This window comes from Pseudomonas sp. ANT_H12B, assembly GCF_008369325.1.
In the GTDB taxonomy this organism is placed as follows: domain Bacteria; phylum Pseudomonadota; class Gammaproteobacteria; order Pseudomonadales; family Pseudomonadaceae; genus Aquipseudomonas.
Genome location: NZ_VOBI01000007.1, coordinates 55,673 through 69,450, shown reverse-complemented (window position 1 = coordinate 69,450; position 13,778 = coordinate 55,673). Strand labels below are relative to the sequence as shown.

General features: G+C 47.9%; 12 protein-coding genes and 2 pseudogenes. 11 read left to right on the top strand and 3 right to left on the bottom strand.

Going from position 1 to position 13,778, the window contains the following annotated elements:
* The first annotated feature begins 16 nt into the window (after window positions 1-16).
* The 5 genes from FQ185_RS12800 (at window position 17) to FQ185_RS12780 (ending at window position 5,001) form a co-directional block, all read left to right on the top strand.
* Window positions 17-367, top strand: coding sequence for a LexA family transcriptional regulator (locus FQ185_RS12800; RefSeq protein ID WP_149417761.1), 351 nt, complete (start codon window positions 17-19; stop codon window positions 365-367).
* A complete protein-coding gene (umuC, locus tag FQ185_RS12795) occupies window positions 360-1,637 on the top strand; it encodes a translesion error-prone DNA polymerase V subunit UmuC (RefSeq protein ID WP_149417760.1) in 1,278 nt (425 codons plus the stop codon). The genes FQ185_RS12800 and umuC overlap by 8 nt, the downstream gene beginning before the upstream one ends.
* A 225-nt stretch (window positions 1,638-1,862) precedes the next feature.
* On the top strand, window positions 1,863-2,276 hold the full coding sequence (locus tag FQ185_RS12790; RefSeq protein WP_149417759.1) for an SAM-dependent methyltransferase: 414 nt from the start codon (window positions 1,863-1,865) through the stop codon (window positions 2,274-2,276).
* On the top strand, window positions 2,273-3,571 hold the full coding sequence (locus FQ185_RS12785) for a ParA family protein (RefSeq protein ID WP_149417758.1): 1,299 nt from the start codon (window positions 2,273-2,275) through the stop codon (window positions 3,569-3,571). The genes FQ185_RS12790 and FQ185_RS12785 overlap by 4 nt, the downstream gene beginning before the upstream one ends.
* Entirely contained in the window at window positions 3,568-5,001 is a 1,434-nt protein-coding gene (locus FQ185_RS12780; RefSeq protein ID WP_218575891.1) for a hypothetical protein, read from the top strand. Before FQ185_RS12785 ends, FQ185_RS12780 begins: the two co-directional genes overlap by 4 nt.
* Window positions 5,002-5,518: 517 nt before the next feature.
* Here the strand turns inward: FQ185_RS12780 and FQ185_RS12775 are convergent.
* Window positions 5,519-6,025: pseudogene (locus FQ185_RS12775) on the bottom strand (transposase); the annotation flags it as partial.
* Between the two features lie 83 nt (window positions 6,026-6,108).
* On the opposite strand from FQ185_RS12775, the pseudogene FQ185_RS12770 reads away from it, so the two are divergent.
* The 4 genes and pseudogenes from FQ185_RS12770 to FQ185_RS12755 form a co-directional block, all read left to right on the top strand.
* Window positions 6,109-6,585, top strand: a pseudogene (locus FQ185_RS12770) (transposase); the annotation flags it as partial.
* Window positions 6,586-7,040: 455 nt separating this feature from the next.
* Window positions 7,041-7,262 (top strand): hypothetical protein, encoded by a 222-nt coding sequence (locus FQ185_RS12765; protein ID WP_149417757.1) that lies wholly within the window; start codon window positions 7,041-7,043, stop codon window positions 7,260-7,262.
* Window positions 7,263-7,536: 274 nt separating this feature from the next.
* A complete protein-coding gene (locus tag FQ185_RS31070) occupies window positions 7,537-7,596 on the top strand; it encodes a DUF488 family protein (protein WP_224790373.1) in 60 nt (19 codons plus the stop codon).
* 97 nt (window positions 7,597-7,693) lie between these two features.
* Window positions 7,694-8,557 carry a LysR family transcriptional regulator gene (locus FQ185_RS12755; protein ID WP_149417756.1) on the top strand — a complete coding sequence of 288 codons (864 nt, stop codon included), beginning with the start codon at window positions 7,694-7,696 and terminating at the stop codon, window positions 8,555-8,557.
* On the opposite strand, the gene FQ185_RS12750 is transcribed toward FQ185_RS12755, so the two are convergent.
* Window positions 8,554-9,678, bottom strand: coding sequence for an HPP family protein (locus FQ185_RS12750; protein WP_149417755.1), 1,125 nt, complete (start codon window positions 9,676-9,678; stop codon window positions 8,554-8,556). The genes FQ185_RS12755 and FQ185_RS12750 overlap by 4 nt on opposite strands.
* A 345-nt stretch (window positions 9,679-10,023) precedes the next feature.
* The gene (gene ccoN / locus FQ185_RS12745) at window positions 10,024-11,466 is read right to left on the bottom strand and encodes a cytochrome-c oxidase, cbb3-type subunit I (protein ID WP_149417754.1); all 1,443 of its coding nucleotides are present in this window, start codon (window positions 11,464-11,466) and stop codon (window positions 10,024-10,026) included.
* Window positions 11,467-11,709: 243 nt separating this feature from the next.
* On the opposite strand from ccoN, the gene FQ185_RS12740 reads away from it, so the two are divergent.
* Entirely contained in the window at window positions 11,710-12,126 is a 417-nt protein-coding gene (locus FQ185_RS12740) for a DUF6306 domain-containing protein (protein WP_149417753.1), read from the top strand.
* Between the two features lie 17 nt (window positions 12,127-12,143).
* Entirely contained in the window at window positions 12,144-13,298 is a 1,155-nt protein-coding gene (gene cfa / locus FQ185_RS12735; RefSeq protein ID WP_149417752.1) for a cyclopropane fatty acyl phospholipid synthase, read from the top strand.
* Window positions 13,299-13,778 lie beyond the last annotated feature (480 nt).

Below are 13,778 nucleotides of genomic sequence, written 5' to 3'. Positions count from 1 at the left end.
CATAAACATATGAGAAATGGCCGTATTTAAAACAGCGGATCACATCGAGGCGCAAATATCACTGGATGAGGTGTTGAACATTCGCGCCCCGCATGTCTACTTGGTGTCGCTCACCGGGGAAAGCATGCAAGGCGCCGGGATCTATGAGGGCGACCTAGCCATCGTTGATCGCTCAATTGAACCGGCTCACGGCCACATCGTCATCGCACTGCTTAACAACGACCCAGTCTGCAAACGCCTGTGTCTTCGAGGAAAAGAAGTCATCCTGCTGTCCGAGAATCCCAAATACCCACCACGCTACGTGCTCGAGGGCGACGAGCTGTCGATTTGGGGTGTAGTCACCAGCAGCGTGCGCAGTCATGTCTAAGAGGCCGCCGGTATTCGGCTTGATCGATTGCAACAGCTTCTACGCCAGCTGCGAACGCGTGTTCCGCCCCGATCTTGCCAAGGTGCCCATCGTTGTGCTGTCGAACAACGACGGCTGCGTCATCGCCCGCAGCTACGACGCCAAGCCTTTCGTGAAAATGGGCGAGCCGTACTTCCAGATCAAACACAAACTCAAGCAGCACGGCATTGTCGCGTTCTCGTCGAACTACGCACTGTATGGCGATATCAGCGAGCGGGTAATGACCTTGATTGAGTCGATGGTCCCAGCAGTTGAGGTGTACAGCATCGACGAGGCGTTTGCTGATCTCACTGGTATTGAGGGGCTGGATATGCTCGGTCGGCAGATCCGCGCCCAAGTGCTGCGTTGCACCGGCATTCCGGTTGGCGTAGGAATCGCTCCTACAAAGACCTTGGCCAAGCTCGCCAACCACACGGCAAAACGATTGCAGGCCCAGACCGGCGGAGTCGTGAATATTTGCGACCCGGTGAAACGTGACTGGGTGCTACGCAACACGGACGTGGGCGAGGTATGGGGGGTGGGTCGCCGCATGAAAATGCACTTGGATGCCATGGGCATCAAAACGGCCATGGACTTGGCCAAGGCTGACGCCTGGTCGCTGCGCAAGAACTTCAGTGTGGTGATCGAGAAAACCGCCCGTGAGCTGGCCGGCACGTCCTGCTTAGAGTTGGACGAGCCGAACCCGCCAAAACAGGAAATCTGTTGCAGCCGGATGTTCGGTAAACGGCTGAAGGAGCTGCCGCCGATAAAGGAGGCCGTGGCCACCTACATGATGCGGGCATCAGAAAAGCTGCGAGCGCAGAAGTCGCTGTGCAAGAAGATCCGGGTCAGCATCCGTACCGGAATGTTCAATCCCGAGGAAGCCAAGTACGCGAATGGCGTGGTGGTGGACCTGCCTTACCCGACGGACGATGTGCGCCTGCTGACCAAGGCGGCTGTCGATGCGCTCGATCGTGTGTTTCGCCCGGGGTTCAACTATAGCAAGGCAGAAGTGATGCTGCTGAACCTGTGCCAGCCCGGTGAGTACACCGGCGATCTGTTCGCCGCGTCCCAGCCAACGGAGGCGACGAGGGTGATGGCGGTGCTGGACGAAATCAATGGGCGATGGGGGAGAGGTACATTACGGGCAGCAAGCGTGCCTATTGACCCGAGCTGGGGCATGCGGCGGGAAATGATGAGTCAAAGCTATACGACGCGGCTGGACCAATTATGGATCATTAACTGTAGGTGAATGACTGGCTGATTTTGGGCCAAGCGCAGTTCTGTTGATACGGAACATCAAAACTTCAAAGCTCCGACTCAGTGAGTAAGCTACCTTCTGAGGTCCAGCGTGGCCTCTCGGCGAGCGACAGGGCATAATCCAAGATTGCACGATTACCCCACACATTTCAGCTTCAGGATCCGGCGAACGTTACAAACTATTCGCGTTTGGAGCACTAGGGATGGACAGCGACACATGAATGCGGATTTTTTGGATGCTCATCAAAGGCATATGATTGATGCAGAATCACTATTTTTGGCGTCACGCTTAGGTAACGCTGATCAGCTGTACGGCTTTGCGGCAGAGTGCGGACTCAAGAAGCTGATGCACCACTTCGGAATGGTGATTCGGCAAGACGGTGCGCCACAAGAATATGATGATCGCGTGCATGCCAACAGAGTGTGGGATCGCTACGATACCTATCGTGCAAGCTCGGTTAATGGTGCAAATTACGCTCTACCAAACCTAAACCCTTTCCTCGACTGGGATGCATCGCAGAGATACGCGAACGGCGGCGACGTTTTGCTACCGAGTGTTGAGGCTCATAGAACCGCTGCTGGAGCTGTTGCTGCTCTGGTTCGAAAGGCCCTGCTGGAAGGATTGATATGATTACCTTTGACCAACTAATTCCCAAGCTGCAGGAAATTTTTTCTAACCATAATGAGTTCCTCCAGCTAACAGCGCCCATCTACATAAACAGAGACCTGAACGGAAGGGTGCGTCTGATCGTTTCTACAAAGTGGCAAAGCGATCAGCGCGTATTAGAAAAGTTAGCAATTATTTCTCAGCAAATGCTCGAGACGCTAGGCAAACGGGCGTTTCCCATAGAGCAAGCAGTATTATTTGAACAGTCTGTAGAGAGTGTTGCGTTTGGTGCACCCGTTTTTCCTCTCGAGGGGGTTCCGGGCGTTTCGATAATTGATCGATTAGCTACTCAAGGTAATTGGTCGACGATTGCTCCGGCTTCTGCTGAGATACCCCGTGTTGTTTTTTTCTCCATCAAAGGGGGCGTCGGGCGCTCAACAGCGATTGCAGCGAGTGCATGGTCGCTAGCACAGAGTGGAAAGCGCGTTTTAGTGCTCGATTTGGATCTTGAGTCACCAGGTCTGTCGACCTCCTTGCTGCCGATTGATCGCCGTCCAAAATACGGAATTACCGACTGGTTAGTAGAAGATCTTCTCGATAATGGCGATGAGGTTTTCGAGAGCATGGTGGCCTCCAGCGGCTTATCCCACGACGGTGATATTTTTGTCGTTCCTGCCCATGGTGCAGATTCTGGCGAATATGTCGCAAAATTGGGACGAGCGTGGATGCCGAAAGTAAACTCTAGTGGCCAGGAATCTTGGTCACAGAGACTTCAGCGGCTCATCTCTCTTTTAGAAAAACGCTGGTCCCCCGATGTAATTCTTATCGACTCTAGAGCGGGAATTGATGAGGTAGCATCTGCTTGTGTTACAGATTTAGGTGCGAACCTGGTGCTTCTATTCGCTTTAGATGGGGATCAGACGTGGTCGGGTTATCGTATTCTGTTTCGTCACTGGCGGACCACAGGGGTTGTCCGAGAAATCAGAGAGCGGCTTCAGGTGGTGGGAGCCTTGATTCCAGAGTTGGATGGAATCGAGTATACAGTTGGCTTGCGTGAAGAGGCGTGGAGTTTGTTCGCGGATGAACTCTATGACGAGGTGCCGGCGGGCAGCGCGGCAACGGAGGAAACTTGGAGTTTCGATAGCTCCGATGAGGGGGGGCCCCACTATGCTTGGGCAATCCGTTGGAATCGCGGATTCAATTCGCTCCGCGCGATGCATTCAAGGCTGAATGGTATTGATGCGGATGAGGTGTCCGCTATTTTCGGTCAAGTAATACAAGGCATATCAAATGCTATTCAAGGTGAGGATGGTTCGTGATTTCTAAGGTACAGATTAAAGAGTCTCTTGTTCAAGCGATTCCTCTGACGACCTCGACTCACGGGGAAGCACCTGATCGCCGCCATTTGTACATGCCACCAGGCCATACAAAAGCTTTGAGGCTCGAGTGTAATTTGGTAATTGGTGCAAGGGGGGTAGGGAAATCTTTTTGGACCGCCGCTCTGCGTGCCCCTATCTTGCGCGAGGCGCTCGGTAAGGCTGTCAAAGAGCTGGAGATTACCGATGTCCATGTCGGGTTCGGTGTCTCGCCAGATATCGATTCATTTCCCGATATGGAGGTTTTCGCGCAGCTCATCAAAAATGGATTTACTCCTTTTGAAATTTGGAAGGGAGTCGTCCTTCGTTGGCTCGCTAAAATCAATCCTGTATCTATCCCTAATGGCAAATGGCAGGACACGATAGAGTGGGTCAGAGATAATCCCGAGCTTTTAGCTAGATTCGTTCAGGATACGAACGGCATGCTTGTCACCAGTGGTAGGTTTGGTCTAATTTTATTCGACGCTTTGGATCGAACCAGTAATGACTGGGGAATGATGGACCTGATTGTAAGAGACCTTCTAAAAGTTGTGCTTTGGTTGAAGTCCTATCCGCGTCTTCATGCAAAAGTGTTCCTGCGGGAAGATCAGTCTGATCGCACTATTACCGATTTTCCTGACGCTTCAAAGTTGTTGGCGACAAAAGCTGAGCTGACTTGGGCTTCGCATGATCTGCATGGTTTGTTATGGCAGACACTTTGCAATGCTACCGGTGCTGATGGGGAAAACCTGCGTGACTTGTATAAGTCGGTGATTGGGGTTGCACCGCGCTCAGACAATCAAGTATGGCTTGTCGCGGAAGAGGTGAAGCGAGAAAGCGCCAAGCAGCGGGAATTATTTGAGGCTTTAGCCGGTCCGTGGATGGGGCGAGATCGTCGCCGCGGAGTACCTTATATATGGGCGGTTAGCCATCTCGCTGATGGGCGGGGCCGGACTTCCCCTAGGTCTTTCCTCGCCGCCATACGCCAGGCAGCAGATGATTCGTTAGAAAAATATCCAGACCATGAGCAGGCTCTTCATTATGAGAGCATCAAACGCGGCGTTCAAAAAGCGTCTGAGATCAGGGTGGCCGAAATGGCCGAGGATTATCCGTGGGTTCCCAAAATAATGGATCCTCTCAGAGGGGCGTCTGTCCCTTGTGCATTTGAAATCGTCGAGGAAAGGTGGAAAGCTCAGTTTCCTTCTGGACTTTCAGGATTATCAGACCAAAGACTTCCACCTCAGCACGCTGAAAGAGGGTGGTCCGGAGTGCGGAGCGATCTAGAGCGGCTTGGCATTTTTGAAACGATGAAGGACGGTCGGGTCAATTTGCCTGATCTCTACCGTGTTGGCTTCGGGTTAGGCCGCCGTGGAGGCGTGAAACCGGTGAAGTGAATATTCTCGAGGCGGATGAAGATGGAGTCTTGATAACGCTCCATTTCGCTAGCTCCTTGATGCAACAATCTCCACGACAATCGCTTAATACGAACCGGATCAGTTTAGGGCATATTTAGGGCATAACAGAGGCCGTGTCAGGCCGGTGTATGCCATTTGCGATGGGGCGAAATGGCACAAACAGCGGCCTAAACCGGTCTGCCGGGACATTAGAAGGGGTTCGAATCCCTATCTCTCCGCCATATTTATACATTAAAGCCCTGATTATTCAGGGTTTTTTTGTTTTTTTTTTTTTTTGAAAAAATCCCAGCCCATACTTTGGCCCATACTCTGGTTGACTCAGTGTTTTTCGACCAAAGGATGATTTTCCGACAGTTTCTATGCGGTGCAGTCCAGCAGCGATCCTCTGATCGATCTGACTCGCACCGTTGTGCTCGGGATCATCATATGACCGACACCAATACACGAACGCTTGCCTGCGATTTTCTGTTGACGCCGACGCGGAATGGACCCCCTTTTCCATCAGGGCCGGCGCCTGTTTCAGAGCAGCGTATCCAATGGGGAAGATGATGCCAAACTCCAGTAGAAAACCATGCACTTGATTGATGATTCCGGTGCGATGATCCACCCAGGGTTTGCGCAGCTTGTGCTCGGTGGACAGGATCTGCTGCTCAACGGTCTTAACCGGAACAGAGCGGGTCTTGAGTCGCGATGCGGCTTCGCAGATGGCCTCTGCATCGACAAAGTCATTTTTGTTGCCGGTGACGTAGATCCTCACATCTTGCACTGCGATTAATTGCACGCGGTGGCTTAAGCCCTCAATCCGCCTGGCCCGCCACTGTGAACCACCGCAGGACTCCATGGCAATTTTGCAGTTTGACAACTGCGCCAGATGCGCCAGATGCGACAGCAATTGGCTACGATTGAGTTTCTTGCGCAAGAACTGATTTCCTCTGGCATCCTGGTCATGCAAGTGGAAGGTGTTTTTGCCGATGTCGATACCCAGAAGCGTCACGGTACTCATGAGAGGTCCTCCTTTGGTAAAGAAAGAAACCCGGTGAGTCTAGACTTACCGGGTTTCTCGAACCGGGTTGACCATCTCATTAAGGGAACCAATTCTTCTTTGCAATGAAGGCGCATATCGGCGCGGATGTAGAGTCGGGATTGGTTCATCTCGTCCACGGCACAGCGGCCAATGTGGCCGACATGCCCCAGGTTGCTGAGTTGCTGCATGGCGATGAAAACGCCGTTTATGTCGACGCGGGCTATACCGGGGTAGAGAAGCGGGAAGAACACGAAAGCTGTAACGTGATCTGGCAAATCGCCGCGCGGCGTAGCCCTATTCCGTGCTCAATAAGCGCAGCCTGCTCTACAAGGACAAGCGCAGGATCGAGTATTGCAAAGCTGAGACGCGTGCCAAGGTCGAGCATCCTTTTCGCGTGATCAAGCACCAGTTTGGTTATGTGAAAGTGCGCTTTCGTGGGCTGATGAAAAACAACAGCGCAGCTAACCACGCTGTTCGCCCTGTCAAGCCTGTGGATCGCTCGAAAACAGCTGATGGGTATGGGTGAGCTGCGCGGGTAACGCGAGAAAATGGGCTGAAAAGCCCTGGCAGCGCGGTGCGTCCGGGGCGTTTCGCAGTAAATCGTGCTGAACACCAGGGAATTTTCGATCCTGCCACACGGTTGCAACAAGTTGATCGGAACTTCCCTAGGGAAGCCTTTGTAGTACGATTTTTTCCGAATTCAGCGGGCTCCCCATTCAAAGGCTCTGGCCATTTCCTCGCTCAGCGCCTGAATTTCCTCGTCGGAGAGCCAAATAGTGATGTTCCGTTGCAGAAAGCGTGAGCCCACGGTGATGGAATGCAAGCCGACGCGCTGAATGCAAGCTCGCTCGCAGTGAATGTGAGCCCGAGAGTTTCGTTAGTCGCAGTTAATCTGAGCTAGCAATCGCGTTGATTGCGAGCCCGGCTGTTTTCAAACGCGAGCCGCTACAGCTAGGCTCTACGAAACCACTGTTCAAGGACAGAGAAAAACCAAATGACCCGAACCAAGCAGGAGATCCGCGAAGACCTGGAGCGCCTGGCTCAGCAGTTCCAGGGGGAAACCACACGCTATGCCGCGCAGCCGATGCCTTCCCATGCGCCGTGGCGGAAACGACCTTCCAGGAGCGAACTGGCGTTTGCTGAGGAATTAGAAAGAATCGAGCAGGAGCGCGCCGCGCTTGAGACTCAGCTGTTGACCGTCGACTCTTCGACTTGATTCCGTCCGATGCGGCCCCTCTCACCCGACAGAGAAGGGAGAGTACAGGCGAATGGCCGAGCCCCTTTCTCGCGGCAACCGACTGACCAGTACTTGGGGTAATCGCAGAAAACGGGGATGTTTGTACTCTACTTGAATAGAACCACAACTAAAAGGATTATGAGTAGCCTGGAAACGCTGCAAGCTCAATGAAATCGTTCATCGTTCATCGTTCATCGTTTAGCGTAGGTGTAGCTAGCTGAAAGTAGCGTGGTTACTGGTGCTAAGCGTAATAATGTGTTCGGAGGCCGTTTGGTGGCGGTGCCACCGAAGAATAGTTCGGACTATTTATTGATTCGAAACATTCAGGCTTTCTATTTGATTGATTAATACCCCTATGGTTGTAAAGCTTCTGTGCTTTTTTATATAATGTATTTTTTGGCGTATCAAAAATGGATATTGAACTGGCTAAAACCTTCTTGGAAATCGTCAGATGTGGTAGTTTGATTGCCGCAGCTGAACGATTGCATGTCACTCAAACTGCCATAACCGCTAGAGTACAGAAATTAGAACATAGCCTAAATAGTAAGTTGTTTGTGCGCAATAGAACCGGTTCAAAATTAACGGCAGACGGTGAAGCTTTTGTTGTTTATGCAAATCAACTAGTTGAAACTTGGGATGCAGCCGTTAGGGATCTGCCTCTGCCTGAAGGCTTCCATAAAATATTGCATATCGGTGGTGAAGTCAGTTTATGCAATCCACTGATTCTGGATTGGGTTCGCGAAATCCAAAAATCAATACCTACGCACGCAATCAAAACCGAGATAAGAGACGGGTCAACTCTGTTACGTCAATTAGAACTTGGATTTTTAGATGCGGCTCTTGTTTACCAACCGGCATACTGGCCGGACTTACAAGTCGAACAAATCCTCGAAGAGAAATTAATACTTGTCCGCTTAACCACCAAGCCTGATCCTTATGTTTATATAGATTGGGGGGATGGTTTTCGACGATCACATGATGCAGCGTTGCCAGAAAATGCGAGGGCGGCTCTTTCTTTTAACTTGGGGCCAGTAGCGCTACAATATATTCTCGACAATGGAGGGTCAGGCTACTTTAGAACCCGTGTTGTGCAATCATATATTGAAAGCGGAGTTCTGGAGCGAGTTAACTCCGCACCTGAGTTCAGCTATCCTACTTTTTTAGTATACTCTCGTAATAGGTCATCATCAGAGCTACAGCAAGCAATCAAACTATTGAAAAATATTGTCACTATGGACAGCGACTGGTCCCAACGGTGGGATCCACTAATTTAATGCAAGTGCACTATTAAATCGCGGTGCAATGCCGCGATCAAATCTGTTTGTGTTATGACCCCGACAAACATGTTGTTTTGAAGAACCGGAATACAGTGCAACCCTTGCCTTGACAATAAAGGGATCAACTCAACAATGTGCGCTGTAGTAGTCACGCATGTAACTGGCGTATGCATTATATCTTTTAATAACGTTTTCTTCTTGAACCCGACCATACCTAATAGTCCATTGCTCCGACTCGATGCCGGATACTTAATTATATCAGTAAGACTAACAATCCCTACAATGTGTTTTTCTTCGCTCAATATCGGTAAAGCTTTTATGTGGTGGTGCATCAAAATTCGTACAGCATCTTTAATTGTTGTTTCTGGCCTTCCTGACAGCACATCTTTCGACATGATATGGGACGCTTGAATATCCCCCATACTCCGTCTTAAAGCATGCTTTTCAGTGGATCTAATAATTCTCTCTAGATCCTCTCTCGTCACGTCAACAAATTCATCAATATCTGCTAAGGCTGCATCAAGGTCATCACTATTAAAACCAACCCTTTCGAAGGGAGGAATATCTTTCGTATGATTTATCTCGGCTGATGGATTTATATGTGCTTTGGGATACCGCACTAATGTCAGATTATTAAAAAATAGCGCACAGCCTAAAAGTATTCCTGCATTCAGCATCACCGGATAAAAAACATATAAACCTAATTGCGCTAAATCTGATTGAGATAAGACAATACAGAGAGCGACAGCACCACCGGGAGGATGCAGACAGCGGAGAATACACATAGCACCAATTGCTAATCCCACAGCGAAACTAGCACTTAGAAAAGAATGATCGAATAATTGTACTGCAATAAGTGCGGCGCCTGTTGCAACAAAATAACTTCCTACTATAGCCCAAGGCTGAGCGAGCGCTCCCGTAGAAACGGCGAACAATAAAACTGATGAAGCTCCTATCGGGCCTAAAAGATGAATCGTAAGCTCTAGCCCATAAAAATATTGACACACCATGGATGCGATAAGAACACCTGCACATGCACCAACTGATGCGCGCAACCATTCTCTAGGCTTGGTATTTAATGGAGCCGGATAAAAACTTAACAATAAGGACTTAATCATTTCGTACACTTAAAAAAAGGCTCATTAATATTCAATGAACCTGCGCACCTGAGGGAGGTACGAAAAAGTCCTTCCTTGGAATGGAAAATTGATTATGCTACGAATTTGTCAACGCTATCCGTTGCAGTCACTTCTGAGTTCTGTTCTGTGCCATTGACAATACTATCAAACTTCATACCAGTTTCTTGGGTGATTCTTGATGCGACTTCCGGATCATCTGCAAAAGGTAGTAACGCTGCTTGTTCTATCTCCTGAGTTGAGTTGAGGTTCCAGGAAAAGTAAATACCGGTCGTGAAAACGAAGAGCCCTAGATAAAGCCAAATCCCTATCATTGTAAATACAACCTTAATGAACTGATTGAGTTATCGGAGAGTTCTCTACTCTTACACCAACTCGGATAGTCCTCCATGTATTGTACGCCATGATTAACATACCGCTGGCGAATGTCGAACCACCAATCAGCCGTACTATATATCCGGGATGGCTAGCTTGAAGTGCCTCTGCGAATGAGTAAGTCAGAGTGCCGTCATCGTTGATTGCTCGCCACATCAAACCTTGAGTGATGCCATTTACCCACATCGAGGCAATGTATAGAACAGTACCGATAGTTGCAAGCCAGAAATGCGCGTTAATTAATCCTACGCTAAACATTTTTTCTCTACCATACAGCTTTGGAATCATATGATAAAGAGTACCGATACTTATCATAGCCACCCAACCAAGCGCGCCAGCGTGTACGTGTCCGATTGTCCAATCCGTGTAGTGAGACAGCGAGTTGACAGTTTTAATTGCCATCATTGGCCCTTCGAACGTAGACATACCGTAAAACGCTAACGATACTACCAAAAATCTTAAAATTGGATCAGTTCGTAATTTATGCCAAGCGCCGGACAAAGTCATCATTCCGTTAATCATACCGCCCCAACTTGGAGCCAGTAAGATTATCGACATTGCCATGCCTATCGACTGCGCCCAGTCTGGAAGAGCCGTGTAGTGCAAATGGTGCGGCCCTGCCCATATATAAAGTGTGATGATTGCCCAAAAATGAACAATCGAAAGACGGTACGAGTAAATTGGGCGTTCAGCCTGTTTGGGCACAAAATAATACATCATTCCTAAAAAGCCAACAGACAAAATAAATCCTACAACGCTATGTCCATACCACCACTGAATCATTGCATCTGTCGCTCCCGAATACATAGAGTATGATTTCAGAAAATTGACAGGTACTGAAAAATGATTAATGACATGCACCATACCGGTTACGACGATAAATGCTCCATAGAACCAGTTCCCAACATAAATGTGTTTAACCTTCCTAACCGCAATCGTTCCAAAAAACAAATATGCATAAGCTAACCATACGACAGCAACAAATATTGCTATAGGCCACTCCATTTCAGCGTATTCTTTGGATGTTGTATAGCCAAGTGGATAACTTACGATCATTGCTAATATTGAGAACTGCCAACCCCAAAATACGAAATTAGCTAAACCATCTGATACAAGTCTTACTCTCGAGGTTCGTTGCACAACATAGAATGAAGTCGCGAACAGTGCACCGCCTCCGAAGGCGAAAATCACGAGGTTTGTATGGATAGGACGTATGCGCCCGAAGGACGTCCAAGCCAATCCAAAATTCAGTTCAGGCCATACCAATTGTGCAGCAATGAACACGCCCATCCCCATGCCGAGGATGCCCCAGATGAGGGTAGCAAGGGTGAATTTTCTGACGATTGCATAGTTGTAAACCGTGTTCAGGTCAGTAGGTATCGCTTCGTTGGCCATATTTCTATTCATCATTAATCCATTGAACGATAGATGTGGATTTCAGCCCAGCATTCTGGACTGCGATAGAAGTCCATGACAAACTCAAAATATTGCTATCTGAGTTCAATTTTATTGATATTAAAATTAATCTGATAATTTCATATCATTTTTTTTGATTTTTTAGTTCAAGACTATTCATTAAATTTTCCTCAAAATTAACGATAAGCTCTACCAGCTATCCCAACGGGAAAGGACGGTGACATGAACGAGTCAGTAAAACACAACACTATACAACTCCTTCAAGAGCTGCTTGAAGGTGAGAGAGCTGGAGCTCGTTTAGCTTTAGATACATTTAAAGAGACTGCTGACGAAGATCAGCAAATGCTGTTAAACCAAATTCATATTGGCGAAGCTGAAAGTTGCAGAAGGATCAGAGACTGTATCAAATACCTTGGCGGCGAGCCCAGCTTAAATATTGGCGAATTTTATGCCAAAGCAATGAGCATTGAAGACATTGTTGACCGACTTTATTTTATTGATCGTGGACAGAGATGGGTAATTAACAAGCTAAAGAAAAATCTTGAGTTAATTACTTCTGACTTTGTTAGGAAAGAGTTGGGGTGCGTTCTACAGATACATGTATTAAATAGTGAAGCATTTAATCTGAAGTATACTTAACTATTAAGGGTGTGTTTATGCGGCTTGAACCAACCAACTACCTTAAGACGGAAATAAACGAAACCAAGGCTCACCATTTTGTTCAGAACATGTTGCAAAAAGCTGGGTTATCTTTTAATGGGGATTTTCCATTTGATATTAAACTATTAGGAAATGGTGTTCCTGAATTGGCTCTATCTAAAGGGAATTTGGGATTGGGTGAAGCCTATATGGACGGCTTATGGGAATCTCAAGAGTTAGATGTTTTTTTTACAAAATTAATGCGTTCGGGAATTGCGGACAGCATCAACCCTCTGTCAATTATATTTCATGTGCTGGCAGCAAGATTCACGAATCGCCAGACACCGCGCAAGTCTTGGGAAGTCGGTGAAAAACACTATGATTTAGGAAACGATTTTTATTTTAGTATGTTGGACGGTCGACTGACTTACACATGTGGATATTGGAAAGATGCAGCCAATCTTTTAGATGCGCAAACTGCTAAACTAGATTTGATCTGTCAAAAGTTGCAGTTAAAGCCCGGCATGAAAATACTTGATATTGGTTGTGGCTGGGGCAGTTTTATGTCTTACGCGGCTGAGAACTATGGCGTGGAATGCGTAGGTGTAACCATATCTAAAGAACAGTGTGATTGGGCAAAAGACAAATACTCCCATCTCCCGCTTGAGTTCAGACTTCAAGATTATCGTGAGCTGGATGAACAGTTTGACAACATCGTAAGCGTAGGCATGTTTGAACATGTTGGACGTAAAAACCATCGCGCATACATGGAAACGGTTAATCGTTGTCTAAAAGATGATGGTTTATTTTTGCTGCATACAATTGGCAAAAATGTTACGAAAACAGCACCGGATCCGTGGATAGATAAATATATTTTTCCAAACGGTGATTTACCTTCAATTACACAAATAGCCACATCTATAGAAGGTCTATTCGTCGCTGAAGACCTTCACAATTTCGGAGCGGATTACGATAGAACACTCATGGCCTGGTTTGATAATTTTGATAAAAATTGGCACATGTTTTCAGCAGAACTTGGCGATAGATTTTATAAAATGTGGAAATATTATCTTTTGTCATGCGCTGGTGCCTTCCGCGCAAGAGATATACAGCTTTGGCAATGGGTTTTATCCAAGAAAGGTGTGTTAGGTGGTTATAATCGCGTTAGCTGACCTATTCAGGCCTTTTCGGTTGTCCACTCCAAAATTTTCTTTCCGAATCGATTCGTATTTTTTGATTTTATTGATCGATTTACACAGAGCGTGGACTGGACGACCTGGACCATTTTCTATGGTGCCTATACAGTGATTTTTCTAACATTGAACCCGCTTGAGCTGGCTCCCGTCGGTCACAAAGCTGTCTGGTAGGTAGTCTGATTCATTAGCCATTGGACGGTAGCTATACAGCCAACTTGATGCTGAATTGGTTGGTGCAGTTCAGAGCCGTCAAAAGGCGGAGACGCTTTCGCGTTGAATAGTTGGTGTTGTTTTGATTGCTGCCTGTCGCACTGCACCGACAGTCCAACAAACCCAGGTGTGTAGTGCGGTGCCAACAGAGTAGGATCTCGAGTGGTGGTCGTGCCTGAGTTCAGGTGAGCTGAAAATCCGACTGTTTTCAACAGGGCCGGCCATTTTTTGCCGTTGCGCCGGTGT